At 53.1% G+C, this 25,070-nt stretch carries 23 protein-coding genes; 5 read left to right on the forward strand and 18 right to left on the reverse strand.

Going from position 1 to position 25,070, the window contains the following annotated elements:
• Nucleotides 1-22 precede the first annotated feature (22 nt).
• Nucleotides 23-1,831: an ABC transporter ATP-binding protein gene (locus tag PsB1_RS02015; RefSeq protein ID WP_284358725.1), complete on the reverse strand. Its 1,809-nt coding sequence runs from the start codon at nt 1,829-1,831 to the stop codon at nt 23-25.
• A 150-nt stretch (nt 1,832-1,981) separates the two neighbouring features.
• Between PsB1_RS02015 and PsB1_RS02020 the strand changes: the two genes are divergently transcribed.
• Together PsB1_RS02020 and PsB1_RS02025 are read left to right on the forward strand one after the other, a co-directional pair.
• Complete coding sequence (locus PsB1_RS02020) at nt 1,982-3,133, forward strand: iron-containing alcohol dehydrogenase (protein WP_284358726.1); 1,152 nt, start codon at nt 1,982-1,984, stop codon at nt 3,131-3,133.
• 39 nt (nt 3,134-3,172) lie between these two features.
• Nucleotides 3,173-3,739 (forward strand): TMEM165/GDT1 family protein, encoded by a 567-nt coding sequence (locus tag PsB1_RS02025; RefSeq protein WP_284358727.1) that lies wholly within the window; start codon nt 3,173-3,175, stop codon nt 3,737-3,739.
• 79 nt (nt 3,740-3,818) lie between these two features.
• Here the strand turns inward: PsB1_RS02025 and PsB1_RS02030 are convergent, their stop codons facing one another.
• From PsB1_RS02030 to phaR, 4 genes are all read right to left on the reverse strand, one after another.
• Entirely contained in the window at nt 3,819-4,610 is a 792-nt protein-coding gene (locus PsB1_RS02030) for a SapC family protein (protein ID WP_284358728.1), read from the reverse strand.
• Nucleotides 4,611-4,720: 110 nt separating this feature from the next.
• Nucleotides 4,721-6,427: a M28 family peptidase gene (locus tag PsB1_RS02035; protein WP_284358729.1), complete on the reverse strand. Its 1,707-nt coding sequence runs from the start codon at nt 6,425-6,427 to the stop codon at nt 4,721-4,723.
• Between the two features lie 9 nt (nt 6,428-6,436).
• Nucleotides 6,437-7,219 (reverse strand): SDR family NAD(P)-dependent oxidoreductase, encoded by a 783-nt coding sequence (locus PsB1_RS02040; RefSeq protein WP_284358730.1) that lies wholly within the window; start codon nt 7,217-7,219, stop codon nt 6,437-6,439.
• 26 nt (nt 7,220-7,245) lie between these two features.
• Nucleotides 7,246-7,836: a polyhydroxyalkanoate synthesis repressor PhaR gene (gene phaR, locus PsB1_RS02045; protein WP_284358731.1), complete on the reverse strand. Its 591-nt coding sequence runs from the start codon at nt 7,834-7,836 to the stop codon at nt 7,246-7,248.
• A 276-nt stretch (nt 7,837-8,112) separates the two neighbouring features.
• Between phaR and PsB1_RS02050 the strand changes: the two genes are divergently transcribed.
• The 3 genes from PsB1_RS02050 (at nt 8,113) to bfr (ending at nt 10,132) form a co-directional block, all read left to right on the forward strand.
• On the forward strand, nt 8,113-9,297 hold the full coding sequence (locus tag PsB1_RS02050) for an acetyl-CoA C-acetyltransferase (protein ID WP_284358733.1): 1,185 nt from the start codon (nt 8,113-8,115) through the stop codon (nt 9,295-9,297).
• 111 nt (nt 9,298-9,408) lie between these two features.
• The gene (locus PsB1_RS02055) at nt 9,409-9,594 is read left to right on the forward strand and encodes a (2Fe-2S)-binding protein (protein ID WP_284358734.1); all 186 of its coding nucleotides are present in this window, start codon (nt 9,409-9,411) and stop codon (nt 9,592-9,594) included.
• Between the two features lie 58 nt (nt 9,595-9,652).
• On the forward strand, nt 9,653-10,132 hold the full coding sequence (gene bfr / locus PsB1_RS02060) for a bacterioferritin (RefSeq protein ID WP_284358735.1): 480 nt from the start codon (nt 9,653-9,655) through the stop codon (nt 10,130-10,132).
• 239 nt (nt 10,133-10,371) lie between these two features.
• Here the strand turns inward: bfr and PsB1_RS02065 are convergent, their stop codons facing one another.
• The 13 genes from PsB1_RS02065 to PsB1_RS02125 form a co-directional block, all read right to left on the reverse strand.
• Nucleotides 10,372-11,304, reverse strand: a complete 933-nt coding sequence (locus tag PsB1_RS02065; protein ID WP_284358736.1) for an NAD(P)-dependent oxidoreductase — start codon at nt 11,302-11,304, stop codon at nt 10,372-10,374.
• A 144-nt stretch (nt 11,305-11,448) separates the two neighbouring features.
• Nucleotides 11,449-12,120: an MBL fold metallo-hydrolase gene (locus PsB1_RS02070; RefSeq protein WP_284358737.1), complete on the reverse strand. Its 672-nt coding sequence runs from the start codon at nt 12,118-12,120 to the stop codon at nt 11,449-11,451.
• Between the two features lie 12 nt (nt 12,121-12,132).
• Nucleotides 12,133-13,533, reverse strand: coding sequence for a UDP-N-acetylmuramate--L-alanine ligase (gene murC, locus PsB1_RS02075; RefSeq protein WP_284358738.1), 1,401 nt, complete (start codon nt 13,531-13,533; stop codon nt 12,133-12,135).
• 47 nt (nt 13,534-13,580) lie between these two features.
• Entirely contained in the window at nt 13,581-14,678 is a 1,098-nt protein-coding gene (locus PsB1_RS02080; RefSeq protein ID WP_284358739.1) for a UDP-N-acetylglucosamine--N-acetylmuramyl-(pentapeptide) pyrophosphoryl-undecaprenol N-acetylglucosamine transferase, read from the reverse strand.
• A gap of 101 nt (nt 14,679-14,779) precedes the next feature.
• A complete protein-coding gene (locus PsB1_RS02085) occupies nt 14,780-15,952 on the reverse strand; it encodes an FtsW/RodA/SpoVE family cell cycle protein (protein WP_284358740.1) in 1,173 nt (390 codons plus the stop codon).
• A 34-nt stretch (nt 15,953-15,986) separates the two neighbouring features.
• Nucleotides 15,987-17,420, reverse strand: a complete 1,434-nt coding sequence (gene murD / locus PsB1_RS02090) for a UDP-N-acetylmuramoyl-L-alanine--D-glutamate ligase (protein WP_284358741.1) — start codon at nt 17,418-17,420, stop codon at nt 15,987-15,989.
• A gap of 20 nt (nt 17,421-17,440) precedes the next feature.
• The gene (gene mraY, locus PsB1_RS02095; RefSeq protein ID WP_284358743.1) at nt 17,441-18,526 is read right to left on the reverse strand and encodes a phospho-N-acetylmuramoyl-pentapeptide-transferase; all 1,086 of its coding nucleotides are present in this window, start codon (nt 18,524-18,526) and stop codon (nt 17,441-17,443) included.
• The gene (locus PsB1_RS02100; RefSeq protein ID WP_284358744.1) at nt 18,526-19,929 is read right to left on the reverse strand and encodes a UDP-N-acetylmuramoyl-tripeptide--D-alanyl-D-alanine ligase; all 1,404 of its coding nucleotides are present in this window, start codon (nt 19,927-19,929) and stop codon (nt 18,526-18,528) included. The genes mraY and PsB1_RS02100 overlap by 1 nt, the downstream gene beginning before the upstream one ends.
• Nucleotides 19,922-21,373 (reverse strand): UDP-N-acetylmuramoyl-L-alanyl-D-glutamate--2,6-diaminopimelate ligase, encoded by a 1,452-nt coding sequence (locus tag PsB1_RS02105; protein ID WP_284358745.1) that lies wholly within the window; start codon nt 21,371-21,373, stop codon nt 19,922-19,924. Before PsB1_RS02105 ends, PsB1_RS02100 begins: the two co-directional genes overlap by 8 nt.
• Nucleotides 21,370-23,040 carry a peptidoglycan D,D-transpeptidase FtsI family protein gene (locus tag PsB1_RS02110; RefSeq protein WP_284358746.1) on the reverse strand — a complete coding sequence of 557 codons (1,671 nt, stop codon included), beginning with the start codon at nt 23,038-23,040 and terminating at the stop codon, nt 21,370-21,372. Before PsB1_RS02110 ends, PsB1_RS02105 begins: the two co-directional genes overlap by 4 nt.
• Entirely contained in the window at nt 23,037-23,390 is a 354-nt protein-coding gene (ftsL, locus tag PsB1_RS02115) for a cell division protein FtsL (RefSeq protein WP_284358747.1), read from the reverse strand. Before ftsL ends, PsB1_RS02110 begins: the two co-directional genes overlap by 4 nt.
• Nucleotides 23,387-24,364 (reverse strand): 16S rRNA (cytosine(1402)-N(4))-methyltransferase RsmH, encoded by a 978-nt coding sequence (rsmH, locus tag PsB1_RS02120; protein ID WP_284358748.1) that lies wholly within the window; start codon nt 24,362-24,364, stop codon nt 23,387-23,389. The genes ftsL and rsmH overlap by 4 nt, the downstream gene beginning before the upstream one ends.
• Nucleotides 24,361-24,843, reverse strand: coding sequence for a division/cell wall cluster transcriptional repressor MraZ (locus tag PsB1_RS02125; protein WP_284358749.1), 483 nt, complete (start codon nt 24,841-24,843; stop codon nt 24,361-24,363). Before PsB1_RS02125 ends, rsmH begins: the two co-directional genes overlap by 4 nt.
• Nucleotides 24,844-25,070: the final 227 nt, after the last annotated feature.

Raw genomic sequence — 25,070 nt, forward strand, 5'->3', positions numbered from 1 at the left:
GTGCGAAAATGACGACGATAAACTAAAGCGCGTCATGCTCTGCCACCCAATGCCCGGGTGCTATCTCTTGCAGCAAAGGCCGATATTGCGGTCCGGTACCTGCCACCAGTTTTGATTTCATAAACCGCAAATGCGCAAGTGGATCCAAAGGAGAGGGAAGATCGCCTTCCAAGGGAATTCTAGGTCGGTTTTTTTCGATTTCAGGGTCAGGAATGGGGGCGGCTGAAATCAACGCCCGTGTGTAAGGATGGCGCGGATTGAGGTAGATTGCATTGTGATCGGCCATCTCAACAACACGACCCAAATACATCACCATAACACGATGGCTGATTTCGCGAACTACCGCCAAATCATGGCTGATGAACAACATGGCAAGGCCAAACTCGCGCTGTAAATCCATTAAAAGATCAATGATCTGCGCACGGATAGAGACGTCAAGTGCTGAGACCGCTTCATCACAAACCACAAACTTAGGCCGCAAGATCATAGCGCGCGCGATGCCTACACGTTGGTTTTGGCCGCCTGAAAATTCGTGCGGGTAGCGGTTGAGCCAATTTGGATCGAGGCCGACACGGTTCATCATGTCTTTCACCATGGCGTCGCGCTCAACCCGACCAATGCCTGGCTTATGGACTAGAAGCGGCTCCGCGATGGAGGCACCAATGGTCATGCGGGGATCCAAGCTCGCCAAAGGGTCTTGAAACACGATGGTTAAGTCCTTGCGCGATGCGCGAAGCTGACTTCTAGAGGTCCCAGTCACCGGTTTCCCAAGCCATACGACGGCCCCAGCACTCGCAGGCACTAAACGCAAAATCCCGCGCGCTAGGGTCGATTTACCACACCCAGACTCTCCAACTACGCCAACAGTTTCTCCAGCGCGGATTGTCAAATCAACGCCATCGACGGCGCGCAGTGGCTGAGTCTGCGGGAAAAGGCCGCCACTGACCTTTATCGGAAAATGAACCTGAAGGTTCTTGGCTTCAACCAATATCGGTGCATCATCCGTGGGCGGATCAGCAAGTTGGACGCCAAGGCGCTGTGGGCGATCCAAGCGGGGCACGGCGGCGAGTAGTTTTTGGGTATAGGGGTCTTTGGGTGCGCCAAAGATTGCGCGAACTTCGCCTGTCTCAACATAGAGGCCCTTGTGCATCACCTGCACCTTGTCAGCCAAGCGAGCTACCACGCCCATGTCATGGGTCACCAATGCGATGGCAGCACCGGTGTCGCGTTTGAGCTCATCCATCAATTCAAGAACTTGGGCTTGGACCGTGACATCAAGTGCTGTGGTGGGTTCATCCGCGATCAGCAAAGCTGGCTCACACAGCATCGAAATCGCGATCATAACCCGTTGGCGCATTCCGCCCGATAACTCATGGGGATATTGGAACAAGCGGCGGGCCGCTTCAGGGATCCGCACCCGCTCTAGCCATTCAATACAGCGCTTGGTGGCGGCTTCGCCTTTTAAATTCATATGTAAGTTGAGCACTTCAGCCATTTGCTCACCCACTTTCATATGCGGGGTGAGGGAGGTAAGGGGGTCTTGGAAGATCATTGCCATCTGCTTGCCGCGAATGGAGTTCAGGGCAGCGGGTTTTAAACCCAGTAATTCTTGACCCTTAAACTGGATAGAGCCGCTTGCGACGCCGTTGGAGGCGAGCAAGCCCATCGCCGCCATAAAGGTTTGGCTTTTGCCGGAGCCGGATTCGCCCACAACCGCCACGCACTCGCCGGGCAGGATATCCAGATTGATGCCTCGAACCGCTTGAACCGGACCGTCTGGCGTAGAAAACGTCACCGACAGATCGCGCACACTCAAAATCGGGTTTGTCATCAATAGGTTTCCTCAAATCAAACTGCTCAGATTCTGCCTTACTCAGCCTAGGCCGCGCGGTCTATCTGCTCAAGCACATGTTATGACATTGCAGGCAGGATGCACTGCCCATAAGGTCGCAAAAATCCTAGTTTATCTCGGAAACGCACCATGGCCAACATTCCCTATCTCACTGATCTTCGCTTTGACCACGGGGCCATCAACCAGATCGGCAAGGCCTTACAAAGCCTTGGCGCCAGCCGTCCCTTGATCGTTACGGACAAAGGCGTTGTCGCGGCTGGATTGCTGCAGAGGCTACTCGATGCGTTGGACGCTTTTGACCATCCCATTGGTCCTGCGGCTATTTTTGATGAAACACCTGGCAATCCAACTGAAGCCGCAACGATCAATGCTTCCCAGCTCTATCAGTCTTGTGGGGCAGATTCTCTCATTGCGCTTGGTGGTGGATCGGCCATGGATTTAGCAAAGGGTGTAGGTCTTTTGGTGCATGGGGAGGGACCATTGGCACGCTTTGGAACAGCACAGCGCGGCTCTCGTCTCATTGGAAAAATCCCGCCTCTCATTGCCATACCAACCACTTCTGGAACAGGGTCAGAGGTTTCGATTGGCGCGATTATTGTACTTGCATCGGGTGAGAAAGAATTATTTGTATCAAAATTTCTAATCCCAAGTATCGCGCTTTGTGACCCCGAACTGACCCTGGGCCTGCCCGCTGGGCTTACAGCAGCAACAGGTATGGATGCCGTCACCCATTGTATCGAAAGCATCCTGTCTCCTACGATCAACCCACCTGCTGACGCAATAGCCGCCGACGGGATCAGCCGTGCGGTTGGTGAAGGTATGTTGGCCCGCGCCGTCAAAGATGGGGGTGACCGTGATGCCCGTTGGCACATGATGATGGCCTCCACTGAAGGCGCTTTGGCTTTTGTGAAGGGCTTAGGCAGCGTTCACGCTTTATCCCATGCCGCAGGTCGTCTTAAAAGCCCTAGCCTGCATCACGGCACCTTAAACGCGATCTTTTTACCCCATGTGATGAAATTCAATGCAGGCGCAAACACAGATGGGGAAGCGCGCATTCGCCACGCCATGGGCCTAAACCCTGGTGCAGATTTGTTTGATGCACTATCGAAGCTGAACCAAGACTTGGGCATTCCCGCGAATTTGTCTGAATTGGGTCTCACCGACGATCATGCCGATGGCATTGTCTGCCATGCTCTCTTGGACATTGCGCATCTAACCAATCCCAAAACGACCACTCAGGATGATTATCACGCCCTTTATCGCGCAGCCTTATATGGCTAAGGATAGCTCAAGACAAAACATTTGGTGAGGAATGTTGATATGGAAGCCATTTGGCTATCTACCCTTATTGTTGCCATCGCAGAAATCGGTGACAAAACCCAGCTTTTAGCCATTGTTTTGGCCTGCAAATTTCAAAAACCGGTACCGATCTTTGCAGGTATTCTAGTGGCCACTTTGATCAATCATGCTTTTGCCGCCAGCCTCGGCTATGGCATTGCCCAATTGATCACCGGCAAGTGGTTTCAAATCGGGGTGGGTACAGCTTTTATTCTGATGGGCGGATGGGCTTTGATACCCGACAAGGAAGATGTGGCAGCTGGCGAAAAGTCCCATGGTGGGGTTTTTATCACCACTTTGATCGCATTCTTTTTGGTTGAGATAGGCGATAAGACCCAGATCGCAACGTCTTTGTTGGCAGCCCGTTTTGAGAACATCACTTTTGTTACAATCGGCACAACATTTGGTATGATGCTGGCCAATGTACCCGCCGTTTATCTAGGCCAAGCCGCCACTAAAATTGTCCCGCTGCAAGTGGTTCGCACAATAGCCGGCGCGATCTTTGCAGCCATAGGCGTTTGGGTGATTGGGGCAGCCTTGATTGGTTAACATCGAACCCAACCCCTAACACGCTAACACAAGGTGGCCTTATCGGCCACCCTGTATTGTTTTGTCCAAAAGAGCCAGTTTAGGCGTTGGCAATTTCTGGGGATTGGGGTGCATTGCGCAAGGTACGTTGCACCATTTTTTGCCATTGTAAAAGCGATACTAAATGGGCATAGATTGCACCCAAACAACCTTTTTGCTTGAGCTCAAGCAATTTAGCAGCGGGTAGTGCATTTAGTTTTTCTTCAGAAATACCAATATAATCGGCTACTTTCAGTGGCTCAGCTGGGCTACCATCGCCATTGGTTGGTGTGAAGGTGACTGTTTTTTCTTCCAGTAAATCCATGGCTGTGATGATGTTCATGAATTCTTCTGTCGAGCGGCGCTGACGTTCAAAGTCCTGCAAAAACTCCATAGCATTATTGGTATATGCTGTTGGCTTATCATCAGCAAACAGGGGAAGATCGGGGTTTTCACCAATCATTTCTGCTTTGGTATCGATGCAAACCACGAAATTGTCACCTTGTGGGTCGGCTGCAAACACAAAGGGATAACGGCGAATAAAAGCCGGTATATAGCCGTCCAATTCCCAATTACCATCGCCGTCCACGAAAAGATTATCGCCAGCGCGCGCCGATAAAACGGCCAAGGGTGTTTTGCCGTCGGGTGCAAAGATGATCGGCATTGACCCTGCAGCCATTCCAAATTCTTGGACTGTTAAGGGGACAACATGGGTTGTCTCAACAAAACCAAACGGGCGCGCAATATTTTTCAAACCTAGCTGTTTGTGCGCCTCTAAGGACAAAGGTTCTGGGTTTTTATAAAGTAATACATTGCCAGTAATAGGCGATTCGCCATTTTGGGCGTTAGACATAGTGAAAATCTCCGATAAGTTGCGGGCTTCTAGCGGTTATCAATGAAAACGCCAACCTTGCTCTGCAATGTATGGGCAAGGGATGTGGCGAAATCCATCCAATAGGTCAGTTAACGCACTGTTCGTTGGGTGTCGCTGCGCTTGCGGACTGCTTCAAACTCATCACCCATGGTCCAACTTGGCCAAGCCTTGTCATTGGCTATCTCCAAGATCAAGCTGCGCGTGGCGGTTAAATCCAACAAGGCACCTGAAAAATCAAAGCTTGGATCATATTCATCCTGGGGCTTATGATAGCGTTTATCGATCCATTCTCTCATTGCGGCTTGCCCCGCCTCAACCCCACCCTTAGCCAATGTCGTGCCGGTTGTAGGAAACAAAGCTGGAACCCCGGCGCGGGCAAAGGGAAAATGGTCTGAGCGATAAAATAAGCCAAACTGGGGATTGCGGTCAGGGGTAAAAGCGCGGCCTTGGCTGGCCAGTATCTTTTTCATCACGTCGTCTAGACTGGACTTGCCAGAGCCTGGAAACTCCATCTCCTTCGTCACTCCCCTATGGGCCAACATATCCAAGGTTAAAGCGGCTGCGGTTTTGGCCAAGGGAAAAAGCGGATGGGTGACATAATAGTCTGAGCCTAACAAACCTTGTTCTTCTGCAGCCCAGGATGCAAACACGATCGAACGGGCAGGCCTTGGACCCGTGGCTACAGTACGCGCGATTTCAAGCATGCCCGCAACACCTGAAGCATTGTCCATCGCGCCATTATAAATCGCATCGCCATCAATTGGCTCACGTATGCCCAAATGATCATGATGGGCACCTAGAACAACGGTTTCATCTGGGCGCTCAGAACCCTTTAGAAAGCCGACGACGTTACGGGTTGCTATGGTTTCGCGCGACACCTCCATTTCGATGGTGGCTGTTTGGTTCAAAGGAACAGGCTTGAACCCCGGCATGCGAGCCGCCCGCTTTAAGGCTTCAAAATCAAGACCAGATTTGCGCAATAACTCAACCGCGACCGCCCGAGATATCCAGCCTTCCACGGCAACTAAAGATGCCCCTTTATCTGGACGTACATAATCAAACCGGGTGCCGTTTGAATTGCGCACCACGCCCCAACCATATGCGGCTGGCGCATCTTCATGAATGATCAACACACCCGCTGCACCAGCTTTGGCAGCGGCTTCAAATTTATAAGGCCACCGACCATACCATTGCATAGCTTTGCCGCCGAATTGGCCGGCAACAGCATCACCCGGGGCTGCTTCAAAATCGGGGTCATTGATCAGTACAAGCGCGATTTTGCCTGTCCAATCCAACCCAGCAAAATCATCCCAGTTCTTATCAGGTGCCGTGACGCCATAGCCTGCAAACACGATTGGTGCGTCTTTGAGATTATAAGACGAGCCATCCGCGCGGCGGCTGATCATCATCACGTCAGAGCCTTGCTTCCACATCTCATCTTCAACACTGAATGTTCCACCTAGTGCTGTGGTAAAGCGGATAAGGTCAAAGTTTTGAAACCAGGTGCCCTGATCGCCCGCTGGTTCTAAGCCAATCGCGGCCATGGCACCAGCAATATAGGTTGTGGCCATATCATCGCCGCGGGTTCCAGGGCTTCGACCTTCAAAAAAGTCATCCGCCAAGGTTTTGATGTGGCTGCGCAGGCGCGCATCCTCAATCGGGGCTAGGGTTTGTGTAGCTGGTTTGGCTTTGCCCGCGGGCTTAGGGGCGGCGTTGAGGCCCATAACAAATTGCGACATGCCCAAACCGGCACCAAGCGTGAGGACAAGTGCGAGGCCGACCAAAGACTTTTTCATGCTGACTTCCTAAACAACGGTTGCGCCACCATCGATGACAAAGGTTTGACCCGTGGTGAACCCCCCTGCCCGCGACGCCAAAAAAACCGCCATACCGGCGATTTCATCGGGCTCACCAATGCGCTTGAGGCACGAATGGGTGGTGGCTTGCTTGAGTATCTTGGGGTCTTCCCACAAAGCGCGGGCAAAGTCGGTTTTAATGAGGCCAGGTGCTATACAATTGACCGTAACGCCATCGCCACCAAATTCGAGCGCTAAATTGCGCGCCAACTGCATGTCTGCCGCTTTGGAGATGTTATAAGCCCCTATCACATCGGTGGCTTTGATCCCACCAATGGAGGAGATGATTGTGATGTTTCCAGATTGGCGCGCCCGCATCTTTGGGGCCACCATCGAGATCAGCCAATGATTGGAGATGATGTTATTCTGCAAAATCTTAGCAAAGGCGTCGTCCGCAATACCAGCCATCGGCCCGTAATAAGGGTTAGACGCTGCGTTACACACCACAATATCAATTTGACCGAAAGCTTCGTTGGTTTGATCGACTAAGCGCTGCAAATCCTCTTTTGAGGAGATGTTGGCTGGAATGGCGATGGCACGGGGGCTTTTTCCATTGGTGCCAAGGGTTGCATTGATACTGGCGGCGACCTCTTCACAAGGGCCAGCTTTGCGCGAAGATACCACTACATTAGCGCCATGGGCAGCCAATTGCTCAACTATGGCTTTGCCGATACCCCGTGAGGAGCCCGTAACAATTGCGGTTTTTCCACTTAGATCAAAGATCGACGACATAAGACGCGCCCCTTTATTGCTTCGATTTACTTTGTTGAACCATCAAGCTTGTCTAGCCGAGCTTGCATCGCTTCCATTTGGGCGCGCATCGCGACTAATTCTTGCGCGGTTTCTTGACGCAGTGCGGCTTTACTTTTGCCGTGCAAAACAGTTGGTACAACAACCCCAGTAAAGGTGCGCGCGGCTTCGGCCATCATTGACATATTGGTGCGGACGGCTTGTTGAAAAAACTCAACCGGCCCCGCCAGATCAAATCCGCCGTTCAATGACTTTGAAAAGTGCTCACGGCTATCGGTAAAACTCTTCATCGCCAGATCTAGATAGGACGGCAAAAATCCCTGCACGCTATCGCCATAGCACCGAATGATATCGCGCAAGAAGCCAACCGGAAGAAGATTATTGCCTGAACTTTCGGCTTCTAGAATAATCTGAGTGAGTATGAAGCGGGTAATGTCCTCGTTGGATTTGGCATCAAACACAACAAAATCAACACCATCGCGCACCATCTGGGCCAAGTGTTCCAAAGTCACATAAGCTGAGGTGGCTGTATTATAGAGCCGCCGGTTGGCATATTTCTTGATCGTCACCACGGGTTTAGCCAATTTGGTTTCGCTCAATTGTAGCTCCTTTAAGCAGGTATGGGTCATCAGCTTCGCTGTACTTGTTCGCAGATGCAAGGCAATTGGGCAGGTGCGTAACGCCTTAGATAGCCAATGGGTTTCTAGGCCCTTATGCCAACACCATAATCCACCCAGACCTATTTTTCGCACTTGGACATTGTAAAGAATTGTTTTGCCGATTGACGCCACATCATTCTTACGCGAGACAGATCCTAACGAAGAACGCTGATTGGGCGCGACCGATTGGCCTGAAATTTCTAGGGAGTTCCTGACATGAGCACGTCGTCTGAGGATATTGTCATTATATCTGCTGCCCGCACGCCGATTGGGTCATTTTCTGGTGCGTTTGCGACGCTTGAGGCGCATGAATTAGGGGCCGTGGCGATTGAATCTGCCTTAGCGCGTGCCGGTATCGGTGGCGAGGAAATATCCGAAGTCATTTTCGGTCAAGTGCTCACCGCTGGCAAAGGTCAAAACCCCGCGCGCCAAGCCAGCCGCGCTGCTGGCATCACCGATAGCGCCCCCGCTTGGCTGGTCAATCAGGTTTGTGGCTCAGGATTGCGTACTGTTGCGCTTGCCGCCCAACAAATCATGACAGGAAGTGCCGATATCGTGGTCGCAGGTGGTCAAGAAAGTATGAGCTTGTCAGCGCATAGTGCCTATCTGCGCGCAGGCACTAAAATGGGTGATCATTCCTTCATCGACACCATGATCAAGGATGGCCTCACCGATGCTTTCTTTAGCTATCACATGGGGATTACGGCAGAAAACGTCGCAGAAAAGTGGCAGATCACGCGTGAGGAGCAAGATGCGTTTGCTACCGCCAGCCAACATAAAGCCGAAGCAGCCCAAGACGCAGGCCGCTTCGACAGCCAAATCGCCAAGGTCAGCGTAAAAAGCCGCAAGGGCGAAGTCATAGTCATTAAAGACGAATATATTCGGCGCGGCGCAACTTTGGAGGCCGCACAAGCTTTGCGGCCCGCGTTCAAAAAAGATGGCACGGTGACCGCAGGCAATGCATCGGGCATAAATGATGGCGCGGCGGCTTTGGTTGTGATGCGTGCCTCTGAAGCCAGTAAGCGCGGGCTAACCCCACTTGCCCGGATCGCTTCATTTGCAACCGCAGGTGTGGATCCTGCCTTAATGGGCACCGGGCCGATACCCGCATCCAAACGCGCTTTGGAAAAAGCAGGTTGGCGGGCAAATGATCTTGATTTGATTGAAGCCAATGAGGCCTTTGCCGCCCAAGCCATAGCAGTCAATCGTGAAATGGGTTGGGATACCAGCAAGGTCAATGTGAATGGCGGCGCGATTGCGTTGGGTCATCCTATTGGGGCCTCTGGCGCGCGTGTGCTTGTCACTTTGCTTTATGAAATGGCGGCCAGAGACGTTAAGCGCGGCCTTGCAACCTTATGCATTGGCGGGGGCATGGGGGTTGCAGTGTGTGTGGAGCGTTGAAGCACTGAGCGTGCCGTTATTTTTATTGCGAAGCACTTGCAATAAGAGGCATCATGCGCTATTATCACGGGCTATTATCATGTGGCTTAAAGTCAGAAACGGAAGACTCGCATGTTTGTGTGCAATTGCAATGGAATTCGTGAGCGCTGCGTCCAAGCTGCGATCTCGCGTGGTGCCCGCCAACCCTGTGAGATTTTTCATCAGCACCGTTGCAAAGCTCAATGTGGCCGCTGCGTGGAAGACATGCAGGCAATGATCGATAGTCTTGCACGCCCTTTGTATCAGACCCAATGCTAGGCACTTGCTTGTCGAATTCCTCGACAAGTCTATACTGTCCCCAGATTAGGAGTACATCATGCAAGCCGCAGAGGGCGTCATTGCGCGCCTTAACACCATTCTCACCAACGAACTAACCGCCATCAATCAATATTTCTTGCATGCGCGCATGTATAAAAACTGGGGCCTGATTAAGTTGGGCGATGTGACCTATAAGGAATCCATCGGCGAGATGAAGCACGCCGATCATCTGATCGAGCGCATATTGATGCTCGATGGTTTGCCCAATATGCAAGACATGCATAAGCTGAAACTGGGCGAAGCGGTCCCCGAATGCTTAGCAGCTGACCTTGCGGTGGAATATCGCGGCCAAGGTCAAATGAAAGACGCGATTGAGCATTTTGAGAAGGTTCGCGACTTTGTGTCGCGTGACATCGTCGCAAAAATCCTCGAAGATACTGAAGAGCATATCGACTTCTTAGAAACCCAATTGGCCTTGATCGATAAGCTTGGTCTGCAAAACTATCTCCAAACCGCGATGGGCCCGATTGAGAGCTGAAACTCGAATACGGTGCACGCAATGGAAAAATCTTAGCGGCTTTTCGTTTGAAAAGGCCTTTGGTGCAGGCCTCGCTTACTCCAAAGGCCTCATTGAATTGTCAGTGGGCGATTTGGCAAGTCATCATCGATAAGCGGTTTTGAACCAGAATGGGCACCAAAAACGCATCCCAGACTACTGAATAGCTTAACCTGAAACGCGATTAGCACCTCTAGGCCTCAATCAATCCCTATATGGATTTAGACTACCCGATTTTCCAAGGCCTGGCCCTGATAGACTCGGATCAGGTTCCCAATCGCGGCGCGCACGGCTTCTTGCACGCTTTCACGCGTGCGGCCCGCCACATGTGGGGTCAGAACGACATTGGACAATTCGGCCCAAAGCTTTGGGTCGGTTGGCTCGTGCGCAAACACATCCAAGCCTGCGCCTAAAATGCGCTTATTTTTTAGCGCGTCTAGCAAAGCGGGTTCATCCACCACCCCGCCGCGCGCCACATTGATCAGCACGCCTTCTGATCCCAAAGCATCGAGCACCTCACGCGACACCACTTGGCGGGTTGCCTCAGATAGGGGGCAGGCCAACATCAAAATGTCAGACTGGCGGGCAAGCTCCAGCACGCTCTCGACCCGCGGCCAAACAAGCTCCGGCTTGGGATTGGGGCCAGACCATATGATCTTCAAGCCAAAGGCCTCCCCCCGCACGGCAATAGCCTGCCCAATGGCACCCATGCCCAAAATGCCCAATGTCCGCCCCCGCAAGCGATAACGCGGTGCATGGGTCAAAGCATCCGCCCACTCACCAGTACGCACCAAACGATCGAGCTCAATGATGTTGCGTTCGCCCGCAATCAACAACCCCATGGCAAGGTCGGCCACATCATCGGTATTGATGCCCGGTGAATTACACACCGCAATGCCCGCCGCTTTCGCCGCCGCAAGATCCACCCCGTCTACCCCCACGCCAGCGGCAATCACGGCCTCAAGCTTAGGAAAAAGACAAAATAAAGCGGCATCGGTTTTTTTGCCGCCAATACAGGCAATCGCGCGCACCCCGGCACCAGGCCCCGCCGCAAAGGCGGCTAAATCCTCAATCTCCCACACGCGTGTGCACGGGGCGATATTTTCAAGAAGCGGTTGGGCAAGGGAAAGTTCGGGATGAATGATTAAGATCATGGTCAGCCTTGTGAAAGGGTTAGGTCATAGATGCAAGGGGGGTTAGGACCATTCAAGGTAAACGCAGCATTTGTCCTCCCCTACTTACGGGGGAAAGGGACCATGCGAAGCATGGTGGAGGGTAAATTTTAAAACCATGTCCCCCTACTCCCGCCCCAAGACCCGATCACTGACATAGGGATTGGTCTTGCGCTCTTGGCCAAAACTGCTGATTTCACCATGGCCCGGCACAAAGTGGATGTCGTTCCCGTAAGGCCAGAGCTTGCCAGTGATCGAAGCGATCAGGTCCTCGAAATTACCTTTGGGAAAGTCACTGCGCCCGATTGAGCCCTTGAACAATAGATCGCCCACGAACGCGAGCTTGGCGGCTTGGTTGATAATCGCAACATGGCCGGGGGTATGGCCGGGGCAGTGAACGACGTCAAAAACATGCCCCGCCAGCTCCAATGTATCGCCGTCTTTGAGATAACGGGTCGGCACACAATTCTCAAAGCCTGTCGTTTGACCATATTTGGCCCAATCCTCAACAATGGTGTCGAGCAGCCATTGGTCATCTTCGTGTGGGCCAATAATGTCTACGCCAAAGGTTCGCGCCAAGGCCGTGGCCCCACCGGCATGGTCCAAATGGCCATGCGTCAACCAAATCGCGACAACCTTAACGCCCGTCTGCTGGGCCGCAGCGACCAGGCGTGGCACTTCACCACCGGGATCCACAAACACCGCTTCTTTAGTAGCCTGCGACCACAACAGCGTGGTGTTTTGTTGAAACGGTGTAACCGGAATGATCGAAGCTTGCAGGTCAGACGGATTGGGCATGGCGCAAGTTCCCTATAACTTCGCCTGCAAGCCATTAGCCCAAGCGGTGATATCGCCAGCACCAAGGCACACGAAGATATCGCCTGCGCTACATTCGGACTTTAACAACGCTGGTAGATCGTCGGGGGAGGCTAGTTTTAACACGCGCTTATGGCCATGATCTCGCGCCGCGCGAACCAATGCGTCCGCGTCCACGCCTGCAATCGGGGCTTCACCTGCTGTGTAGACATCCGCGATGGCCACTACGTCGGCATCATTGAAGCAACAGGCAAAATCCTCAAACAAGGCTTGCAAGCGGCTAAAACGATGGGGTTGTACGACGGCGATAACTTTGCCTTGGGTGACTTGGCGGGCGGCTTTGAGAACCGCCGCGATCTCAACCGGATGATGGCCATAATCATCAATGATGCGCACACCTTGCCATTCCCCCACTTTGGTGAAGCGCCGCTTAACCCCTTCAAACTGCCCAAGGCCACGAATAATCTGGGTGTCAGTTGCCCCAAGCTCGCGCGCAACGGCAATCGCGGCCACGGCGTTGGTGACATTATGAAGGCCAGGCATCGGCAAATGTAAAGCGTCAATCTGATGGGCGGGACTGCCCCGCTTTGGCGCAAAAGCAACACTAAAGCGTGATCCATCGGGGTCAGCTTCAAGGTTTAAGGCACGCACATCGGCTTGGGGATTAAAGCCATAGGTGACAACGCGGCGGTCCGTGGTGCGCGCAACAAGGCCTTGAACGCCTGGATGGTCAATGCACATGACGGCGAAGCCGTAAAACGGCACGCTATGCACAAAGGTCTCAAATGCGGCTTCCATGGCCTCACCCGTGCCATAAAAATCCAAATGCTCAGGGTCCATATTGGTGACGATGGCGATGGTGGGGCGTAATTTGGTAAAGGTGCCGTCGCTTTCATCGGCCTCCACCACCATCCAATCGCCAGAGCCTACCCGCGCATTGGTGCCATAGGCATTGATGATACCACCGTTGATCACGGTGGGGTCTTTTTCCGCGGCATCAAGCAAGGTGGCTACCATGCTGGTCGTCGTCGTTTTCCCATGCGTGCCGCCCACGGCAATGGTCCAGCCGAGGCGCATCAATTCAGCCAGCATTTCAGCGCGCCGCACCACAGGAATACCAAGGTCGCGCGCGGCCACCACCTCCAGATTGTCTGGCTTGACGGCTGAGGAGATTAAAACAATGCCAGCGTCGGCAACATGGGCCCCATCATGTCCGACAAAGACCTTGATCCCAGCCTTGCGCAGGCGGGTCAGATTGGCGCTATCCTTGGCGTCTGAGCCTTGAACCTTATGCCCCCAGTGGGCGAGGACCTCGGCGATCCCACTCATGCCTATACCGCCAATACCTACAATATGGATCGCCCCAATGTCGAGCGGGATAGAATTGGTTCGCATCTAGTGGGGTCTTTCCTTGCAGATCAAAAAGACGCCTAGCACCAAGTTTAAGCGACAGCCAATTGGTTTTGGCTGATCGCACGATAGACAAGATCCGCCAAGGCTTCTGCCGCATCGGGCTGACCCACAGACTTGGCGGCCTTGGCACGCTTTTGGAGCTCGTCAGGTGCCGTCAAACGATTTCCCAAAAGATCGGTCAACTTAGAAGCGGTGAAGGCTTGTTCTTGAATAATATCTGCCGCACCCACACTGGCCAAGGCTTTAGCATTAAAGGTCTGATGGTCATTGGTGGCACCAGGCAGTGGCACTAAAATAGCTGGGCGCCCAACGACGGCGGTTTCAGAAACGGTTGAAGCCCCTGCCCGCCCAATCACCAGATGACATTTGGCCAAACGGTCGGCCATGTCTTTAAAGAAAGGCCAAACCTCGCACCCGACGCCAGCTTGAACATAGATGTCGCGCGCGCCATCGCATTGCTCTTCGCGGACTTGGTGGGAAACAAACAGGCGGGCGCGAATATGTTCCGGCAAGGCCGCAATCGCTTCTGGAACCACTGCTCCTAAAATACGCGCACCTTGGCTGCCACCCGTTACCAAGATACGCAAATCGCCACTCGATAAATCGGGATAGCCACCCAAACGGGCATTAACGATGGCTTGGCGGACGGGATTGCCCACCACCACATGCTTATCAGGTTCATCCAAGCCTTCTAGTTGCGCAAAACCCGATGCAATGGCCACGGCCTTGCCTTGAAACAAGCGATTGACCCGGCCCAATACCGCGTTTTGTTCATGTACCAAGACGGGAACTTTACCGCTGGAAGCGAGGACTGGAAAGGTCGGATAGCCGCCAAAACCAATGATTGCATCAGGATGTAAGTCTTTCATAAAGGGGCGGACCAAACTCAGGCTTTTCATCACGGCAAAGCCCGCATCAATTTTTCCCCGAAGTCCGCCTTCATCGGCATTGGTAACGGGCAGGATCAAAATGTCCTTGGCCGGAAACCCTTCAGTGTAGCGCTTGCCGCGTGGGTCGGTAATCAAGGCAACTTGACCGCCGCGCGCCACAATCGCATCGCCAAACGCACGCGCTGGAAACATATGGCCGCCCGTGCCGCCAGCTGCGATGATAACAAGTGGGCCCATGGGCAAAATCTATCCTTTAACTTGTGGCTCACGCCAAACCCGATTCCTTTCGGGCTGAATAGCCGATCTTTGTGGCTAAAACAAAGGCCTACTTGCGTGACTTACCAGCCCACCCACCTTTGTGCATTGGCATCACGCAACGCTTGGCCTGGGCGCTTGCGGGTTAAGGCGAGGGCCAAACCAATGGTTACTGCCGATCCGAGGATGGAAGAGCCACCGTAGGAGATGAAGGGCAACGTCATGCCCTTGGCTGGCATCAGGTTTAAATTGACAGCTAAATTGATCGCGGCCTGATAGCCGATCAAGGCAAAAAGGCCCGTTGCTGCAAGATGAGGAAATGTATCACTTTGACGATTGGCGACCACAAGGCCGCGGACCACCAAAGCGCAAAACAAAGCGACCAAGCCAACACTGGCGATCAGACCAAATTCTTCTGCCGCTACCGAATAGATAAAATCGGTATGGGCATCGGGCAAAAAGTGCTTGATTTCCCCTTCCCCCGGCCCACGACCCAAAAAGTCGCCTGCTGCAATGGCGTCGAGCGCGCGGTCGGTTTGATAGGTCTCACCCGCTTCTGGGTTAAGAAAGCCTTGAATGCGCTTTTGCACATGCTCAAACGCGAAATAAAGCGTCCCCCCACCAATCATCGCGGCACCCGCAAAGGTCGCGATCCAAACCCACGACATGCCTGATATTAAAAAGACTGTGAGAAAGGCTATGGTCAATAGACCCGTCTGGCCAATATCGGGCTGAATGATTAAAAGTGCCACGGGCAAGACATAAAGGGTCATTGCAATATGTGCGGCGGGGAAAGTGGGGTTCTCAATACGTTTGGAGAACAGCCACGCCGCTAACACTATCAAAGCGGGTTTTAGGATTTCAGAGGGTTGAAACGAAAATCCACCAATTCGCAGCCAGCGTTGCGCCCCTTTAGCCTCATGGCCAAACAGCATGATATAAACCATCAAAACAACCGCCAGAACATAGAAGATAGCTGCCGCACGCCGTGCACCAACTGGGCTTAAAAGGGAAAGCGCAAGGACAACGCCCGCTCCCACACACACGAAAATGGCTTGGCGCAATACAAAGAAATATTCGTTTGAAAACCCCAATCGACCCGATGCGGCACCGGAAGATGCAAAGCTAAACACCAAGCCAAATGTCATTAAAACGATGACTAGACTAAATACAGGTCGATCGACGGTGCGCCACCAATCACCCATTAGGGTCAAATCAATGCGCGATGTGCGTGTCGTATGAGCAAGACTGGCCATAGCTGGCTCCAAAGGGATTGTCCTTATGCAATGATCAAGCGGTCAAGATCGCGGGTTCTTCTTCGTTTGATACGCCTTGGTTAAGAAGTTCTTTCACACAGGCGGTAAAATAGCGTCCTCTGGCTTCAAAGTCAGGGAATTGATCAAAGCTGGCGCAGGCGGGTGACAAGATGATCATTTCTTCTGTGTCTGTTTGGCTTGCGTCCTGCCAAGCACACTTAGTTGCAATATCTATGGTTTCGCACATCTCATAAGATACCTCACCCTCCAAGGTTTGGGCAAATTGGGCTGCGGCTTCCCCGAATAAATAGGCTTTTTTGACATGGCCAAAGAGCGGGCGCAGGCTTTCGATGCCACCCAGTTTCGCTTGTCCCCCCACGATCCAGCGCACGCTAGAAAAAGCAGCCAAGGCTTGGGCTGTGGCATCCGCATTGGTTGCTTTGGAATCATTGTAAAAACGAACAGCGCCAAAGCTCGCAATTTCTTGCAAGCGATGTTCTAGTCCCGCAAAACTCTTTATGCCCTTGGCAATCGCTTCAACACTCAACCCAGCTGCGCGCGCGGCCGCATATGCGGCTGCGGCATTTTGTGCATTATGCACACCGGGTAAAGCGGGTGCGTGGGTAAGATCAACCGCCATGTGACTGCGGCCGGCTAAATTGTCCCATAAGATCGAGCCCAATGCACACACACCCTTGCCTAAAGCTTGGCTCGCAGAAATCGGCACAATTGTGCGCCCCCCCGCTGCATGCAAGCGGGTGCATAAGGCCATGCCCCAATCATCATCGACGCCAAGGATCGCCCAATCACTGGGCTTTTGATTGGCAAAGATGCGTTGTTTGGCTGCGGCATAACGCTCCATCGTGGCGTGGCGCTCAAGATGATCTGGAGTTAAATTAAGATGGACAGCGGCATTGACGCGCAGGCTTTCGACCAAATCCAACTGATACGAGGATAATTCCAACACATAAATGGCATCCGGGCGAGGAGGCTCTAAAGCTAATACACTGGTTCCGATGTTACCGCCCATACGGACGTTTTTGCCGCTTGAAGCCAATATATGGCTGATCAAAGCTGTGGTGGTGGATTTGCCATTAGTGCCAGTGATCGCGATGATAAAGGGCCGCAACGCCTCTGGCATCGCGTTAATCTCGCGGGCGAAAAGCTCCACATCGCCAATGACCGCAACCCCACTTGCCTGCGCTTTAGGCACGATCCAATGTTGGTTGGGGCCATAAATGGGCACACCTGGACTCATCACAAGGGCTGCGACGTCATCAAAACTATGCTGAGAGAGATTGGTTAAAGTAAGACCTGCTTCGAGAGCTATTGTACGCGATTGTTCGCTTTCATCCCACGCCAAGACGCACGCGCCCCCTGCCTCTAACGCTAAGGCAGCCGCGATCCCAGTTCGTGCAAGGCCAAATACGGCGACTTTCTGACCTTTAAGCGTGGTAACAGGGATCATAGGCTTTCTGTCCTTGGCGGTTAGCGCAGTTTCAATGTGGTAAGGCCAATCAGGGCCAGAACTGTGGCAATGATCCAAAAACGAATCACGACGGTAGGCTCACTCCAACCCATTTTCTCAAAGTGGTGGTGGATTGGGGCCATACGGAACACCCGCTTACCGGTGAGCTTAAAGCTTGCAACCTGCACAATGACCGATACAAGTTCGAGTACAAATAAGCCACCCACAATGGCCAGAACAAATTCATGCTTACTGGCAACGGCGGTTACGCCTAAAAGCCCACCCAGCGCCAAGGAGCCCGTATCACCCATAAAAATTTGTGCCGGTGGCGCGTTCCACCACAAAAAGCCTAAGCCCGCGCCCAAAACCGCTCCAAGAATGATCGCAATTTCACCCACACCTTGGACAAAATGGAGCTGGAGATAATTGGCAAATACAAAATTGCCCACCAAGTAAACGATCAGACCAAAAGTTGCCGAAGCAATCATCACAGGCATAATGGCGAGACCATCAAGACCGTCTGTCATGTTCACCGCATTGCCAAACCCAACCACGACAATCATGCCGAAGATGAAACTAGCCCATCCCAAATTGAGCAACAGGTCCTTGAAGAAAGGAAAGGCGATGGAGGTACCAAAGCCTAGGGGTGCATTATCCCCACGGTTTTGGAGTTGAGCAATGTAATATATGGCGAGGAAGGCAATGATAAACTCTCCAGCGAGCCGCAGAAGTGAAGATACTCCATCGGTTTTTTGCTTCGACACTTTTGCAAAATCGTCCAAGAACCCGATCAGGCCATAACCGGCCGTAACGCCCAAAACGACCCAAACATAGGAATTATGGAGGTCAGCCCATAAAAATGAACTTATAAAAACACTCAATAAGATCATTACGCCGCCCATTGTGGGGGTACCTGCTTTGATGAAATGACTTTCTGGTCCGTCGGAACGAATGGGCTGGCCCTTGCCTTGACGGATCCGCAACCAACCAATCATAGGCTTGCCAAAGACAAACAAGATCAAAGCCGCCGTCACCACAGCGCCAGCGGTGCGAAAAGTCAGATAAGTGAATATATTGAAATGGGGGTGCATCAATTCATAGAGCATCAAAGATCTCCGGAGGTGGTTTCAAGCGCACTTAGCGCGCGAACAATTTCAGATATGCGCGATCCGTTTGAACCCTTGACCATAATGACATCGCCTGCGCGCGCAGCATTAGCAACAATGGGAGCCAATTCTGAAGCTGTGGACGCATAGGCCCCACGTTGGCTAGGCAATAAGGCGTCCCACAAATGTTTCATACGGGTACCTGCACAAAAAACGAGATCAATCTTCGCCCGGGCAAGTTCGGTTGCCAAAGCACTATGAAACGCATCCTCAAGCACGCCCAATTCCAACATATCCCCCAAAACGGCCAAGCGGCGCGTGCCAGACCGGCCTGCCAAGGTTGCAATCGCCCCAGCCATGGAAGTTGGGTTTGCATTATAAGCTTCATCTACCAGGACAAAAAATTCTCCCGGTGCCAAAAAAATCGGACGCGATATGCCCCGGCCATCCATCGCACCAAATTGCGATAAAGCCATGGCAGAGGCTTCACCATCGCCCCCCGCTAGTACAGCCAAAGTTAAGGCGCATAAGCCATTATGAATCCAATGGTCACCAGGCTCTTTGATGTGCCATTGAAAAGATTGACCCATGATGGTGGCCGTTACACGACGTTCTGCCCCGATTGTATCAATGCCAACCACATGTGCATCCAAGTGCTGACTGGTGCCAAAGGTAACAAGCTTGATACCATCACGGTCACGCGCACGGCTAGCCAAGCGCGCGGCATAGGGATTATCACCGGGAATTACCGCCGTGCCACCTGGATCGAGGCCTAGGAAGATCTCGGCCTTAGCATCGGCAATGCCCGCTTCATCGTCAAAATGCTCAATATGTACAGGGGCAATGGTAGTAATAGCAGCGATGTGGGGCCGAACTTGGGGGGCGAGGCGGGCAATCTCTCCGCCATGGTTCATGCCAATTTCAAAGACACCAAAGCGTGCATCGGCAGGCATACGGGCCAAAGTCAAGGGCACACCCCAATGATTATTATAAGATTTCACCGAAAAATGGGTTTTGGCCGTTTGGGCTAAGGCTGCGGCTGTCATTTCCTTAACTGTGGTCTTGCCGACCGAACCTGTGATCGCAACTCGTTTTGCAATCACATTGCGCCGGCGCGCTTGAGTTGCGAGGTTTTCGAGGGCTAAAAGCGTATCAGGAACGATTAAAAGTGGCGCATCGGCGTCCGCGCAACTGGGATCAACCACCATGGCAGCACCCGCCCCTGCAGCAAGCGCCGCGCTTACAAAACTATGCCCATCGCGCTTGGCTTTCAAGGCAACAAAAAGATCGCCAGGCTCAACCGCTCGGCTATCGATGCAGACGCCATGTGTTACCCATGTCCCTTGAGCCTTTCCACCCACTGCCAGGGCGGCTTGCGCCGAAGTCCAAAGCGGCTCAGTCAAGGTGACCTCCACCCGCCAGCAAAGCACGCGCAGCCTCTTCTTGATCCGAGAAAGGCAGGATTTGACCTTGCACGCATTGACCGATTTCATGACCCTTGCCTGCGATCAATAGGCAATCACCCTTGTTCAAAAGCTTTACGGCATGGGCTATCGCCTCGCCGCGATCACCAATCTCCTCAGCTTCAGGGCACCCGACCATTACTTCACGGCGAATGATTTGAGCATCCTCAGTACGAGGGTTATCGTCGGTGACAATCACCACATCGGCAAATTTGGCGGCCAATGCCCCCATCAGTGGCCGCTTGCCCTTGTCACGGTCGCCGCCGCAGCCAAACACCAATACCACGCGACCTGGCGCATGTGGGCGCGCGGCACGTAATAGAACATCGAGCCCATCTGGCGTGTGCGCATAATCGACAAACACATGGGCACCTTGCGCCGTTGCCCCAATATGCTCCATCCGGCCTTTGACGGTTTTAAGGGTGCTAAGCGCCTCAAACACAGTGCTGGGGGCTTCACCCAGTACCAAAGCAAAGCCTGCTGCCATAACCGCATTGAGGGCCTGAAACTCCCCAATCAATGGGATTTCAACGGGATAAGTTTTGCTGCCATAACGCAAATCGACGCGCTGACTGGCAGGTTTTGGCCATAATTCCTCGATCTTTAGGAAATCCCCGCGCCAGCCGACAAGCTTAAGATCAAGCCCCTTAGCTTTGGCGCAGGCTTCAAACGCAGGCGCTTCAGCTGCGTCAGCATTGACGATGGCAGGCTGACCTGCGTGGAGGAGATCTTCAAATAACCGCAGTTTGGCCTGACGATAAGCCGCCATGCTGCCGTGATAATCAAGATGGTCTTGGGTGAGATTGGAAAAGCCTGCCGCCGTCAATCTGACCCCATGCATCCGGCGCTGATCCAAAGCGTGGGAAGAGCTTTCCATCGCAACATGGGTGATGCCTTCACCCGCTAAGCTTTGGAGAGTAGCATGCAGCGCAATCGGGTCTGGCGTCGTAAAACCTAAATCGATGCGACCTTTAGGACCAATTGCCCCCAAAGTCCCAACACTGGCAGCCATTCTACCCGCATGGGTCCAAATCTGACGCAAAAAATCAACTGTTGAGCTTTTGCCATTGGTGCCTGTAATGGCAACAATGGTTGCGGGCTGGATCGGGTAAAACTTAGAAGCAACGCATGCAAGCGACATTCTCGGTGTTGCGTCTTCAACAATAGGTACACCACATGCGGCAAGACCTGGGGCTGCCAAAATGGCAACCGCCCCTGCTTTCACCGCTTGGGCAACATAATCGCGGCCGTCGCGCTTGATGCCGGTTAAAGCCACAAACAAGTCACCAGGCTTGGTTGTGCGGCTGTCAGAGGAAAGGCCTGAAATCTCGATATTGGCACCAGGGTGGCCAGCTTCAAGAGGCAGGAGATCGGAGAGTTTCATGGTTCGCTCTGCGCCAATGTACGGGTGGGTTCAATCCCCAATAATGGGGCAGAGCGCGCGACAATGCGCGAAATGGACGGGGCGGCTGCATAAGCTGCGGTGGCGACATTGCCAGTCTGTTGCGAACCTTTGGGCTCATCAAGCAAAAAAACAATCGCGTAACGAGGGTCATGGGCCGGAAAAGTGCCAGCAAAGCTCGACACCCGCCGGTTCGCATCATAGCCATTGGGACCGGCTTTTTCAGCTGTGCCGGTTTTGCCTGCAACTTCATAACCTAAAGCCTCGGCATTACGTCCTGTCCCACCTGTGACGACTTCACGCATAAGCTTGATCAAGGTGGTTGAGGTTTGTGGGCTGATAACAGTTTGGCTTTCAACCGGGAGTGTTGGATCACGCGCGATAAAGGTAGGACGAACATAATGTCCGCCATTGCACAAGGCCGCATAAGCTGCTGCAACCGCCATGGGTGAGACAGCAATGCCATGCCCGAAACTTGCTGTAGCTGCTGAAATCTCACTCCATTTTCCAGGTAAGAGTGGACGGGCATTTTCAAGCAATTCCCCACCTGGAGCTTCCATCAAGCCTAAACGACCAAAAAACTCCAGCAGCCGCGGGGCACCAACAGTGCGGGCGATACGAACAGTTCCAATGTTCGAGGAATGGGCCAATATTTCAGCCACTGAAACAATTCTATTCATCGCATGGAAATCTGAAATGAATTCCCTACCAATCCGCATGGGCGCTCGTGCGTCAAACACGGTATCCGGGGTGATCACCTTATCTTCTAAGCCAATTGCTACGGTGAATACTTTAAACGTTGAGCCCATCTCAAAGCGTGAGTTTGTCACGCGGTTGTTTTGTTGATCAGGTGTGTTGGCTTCTGGTCTATTGGGATCCATAAAGGGCCAAGATGCACTGGCGATCACCTCACCTGTTTTAATGTCCAGCATAATAGCTGCCCCGCCAATTGCACCAAAAGCTGTGGCAGCTTGGCCCAACTCATGTTCGACCAGATATTGCACCCTCATATCCAAGGATAAGCGAACCTTATCACCGTCCGACCCAGTAGTGAGGCGATCATTCAGCGCGCGCTCAATCCCGTTAATCCCTGACCCATCAGGATGCATAGAGCCGATCACATGCCCACCATAATGACCCATAGGATAAATGCGTTCAGACTCTTCAACAAATTCTAAGCCTGGTTGCGCCAATTCCCATACCGCCTGCTTCTGTTTGGGCGTGAGCCGGCGTTGTATCCAGACAAAGCGAGATCGGCTGGAAAGCTTTGTGATTAAGCTAGCTTCATCCATATCCGGAAACACGGTGCGCAGCGCGCGCGCGGTCTCCACCGGATCCCAGACCCGTTTGGGGTCGGCATAGAGTGAATGGGCGACCAAGGACGTCGCTAATAGCTGACCGTTTCGATCCACAATATCGGCCCGCTTGGAGGGGGGGGTTGCTTCGGCGCGCGCCGCAGTGGCGGCTTCATCAACGGGACGAAACAACCCGATCTGTATCGCCCGCAAACTCAACACGCCAAAGCCCGCACAAAAGGCGACGGCCAGTGCAATGGTGCGACCCCTCATGGTCCCGATCCCGCCTTGATCGCGAGGAACCGGGCGCGGCCAATCATAAATGACTTCAGGGGTGATCCGCGGACTCTTCATCGCGATGCTTCAGCAATTGGTTTAGAAGTGACTGGGACCTTTTCAGGTGTTTCTGCGTTCATTGGCAAGGGCACGAGCTGATCGAGTTGCTCTATCGTCGCGATACGATCAGCAGCAATAGGTTCTAAATTAAGTTGGCCGATTGCCGCCGTCTCCAATCGATCAGGACGCTCGATAAAGGCAAGCTCAGCTTCTAAGGTTCGCACTTGGCGACGTTCGGCTTCCACTTCACCTTGCAATTGGATCACCTGCTCGCGGACCGTTTGAGCTTCTGACTTGGCCCAATAGAGCGCAAAGGCAAGTGCAACAAGACCGGCAAAGCCGAACAGATGTGCGCGGGTCAGGCTCATGCTACCCTCTTTATTTGCGTCAATGGCGGAACCCCAGACAGGCCAGTCACATGGCTTGGGAGCGCGGGCGCGCTTGTACGGATCGCAGCTCTAAGCTTCGCTGAGCGCGAGCGTGGGTTTTGCGCAATCTCCCGATCACTCGCCCGAACCACCTTTTTGTGGATCAGGCTAAAGCTAGGGGCGGGACCGTTTTTTCTGGGGGTGTGGCGCGATCCGGTCACTTCCTTGCTGCGCTCATTAAAGAAGATCTTGACGACCCGATCTTCGAGTGAGTGAAAGGTAACCACCACCAAGCGCCCGCCTTCAGGCAGTTTTTCTTCCGCAGCAGTCAAAGCCATCTCCAATTCGCCAATCTCGTCGTTGACATAGATGCGTAGCGCTTGAAACACGCGGGTGGCGGGGTGGATGTGATCCTTATGTTTATGGCCGATCACACGCGAAACCACGCCTGCTAATTCGGACGTGCGCAGATAAGGTGTAATTAGCCGGTCGGTAGCAATGGCGCGCGCAATGCGGCGGGCCTCGCGCTCCTCACCATAAAAATGAAACAGCCGACTAAGTTCTGCTTCACTGAGCTGTGCAATCACGTCGGCCGCACTTGGGCCATCGGTGCCCATGCGCATATCAAGGGGCCCGTCTTGCATGAATGAGAAACCGCGTTCAGCTTGATCGATCTGAAAAGACGACACGCCAATGTCGAGCACCACGGCGTCGAAAGGCCGACCTAAAGCTGCCAATTGCGAAAATTTTGTCTCAACCATCGTAAAACGATCTGGCATTTGCGCCGCCAAGGCCATACCGCGCGCAACGGCATCCTTATCGCGGTCGAGCCCAATGACTTGACATGGTGCTGCGGCTAGTATCGCGTGCGTATAGCCCCCGCCACCAAAAGTACCATCCACAATGACTTGCCCGGCCCGTGGCGATAAAGCGTCCAGCACTTCTTGCATCATGACGGGCTGATGACCACTCATGGCGTATAGGCCTCGCGGACTTTTTTGCGCGCCATGGCAAAAATTCGCGCCTTGGTCTGGACGGTTTTATCGCGCGCCGCTTGGGCCATGCTAATGGCCACTTCAGGACTGGTGATCCGAAAATAGGGCCCAAGCCCGATGAAATTCACGCGCTCACTAAGCGCTGCATGCGCCACAAAGCTCTCAGGCAAGACCATGCGGCCCGCACTGTCTAATGTCAATTTTCTCGAACCGCCCAGGATCGCCAAGGTCGCGGCCTCTGCCACATCGGGATCGTCTTGCGCTAATTCTTCGGCAGACTGCGACAGGGCCGCGATGAATGCATCATCCCCGCCCTCCAGCCAAGCGCCTTCCCCAGGCCAAACACGTACATGATCACTTGGCTCTGCCCCAATTTTAAGGCTGGAACGGAAGTCCGCAGGCAAGGTTACCCGCCTTTTGTCATCCAGTCCTGCATCATAGGTTGAAACAAAGCGCATCTAGCCCTCACACTCTCATCGCGTAAGGGATATCATGGGAATTAGACCCATTCAATGGGAAATTATGGATATAACTGGAGAGAATTCCAAAATAAGGATTAAGAAGCTGCTAAAATGAATAACCCACCACCTTTAAGAGGCAGCGGGTCCATTCCGATCAGAGAACCTAAGCGGGGCTAGGCGCTTGTTTTTATGCGGGCAAAGTCCACGCAGAGCCCGGCAATTCG

This window comes from Candidatus Phycosocius spiralis (assembly GCF_030158815.1).
Taxonomy (GTDB): domain Bacteria; phylum Pseudomonadota; class Alphaproteobacteria; order Caulobacterales; family Aquidulcibacteraceae; genus Aquidulcibacter; species Aquidulcibacter spiralis.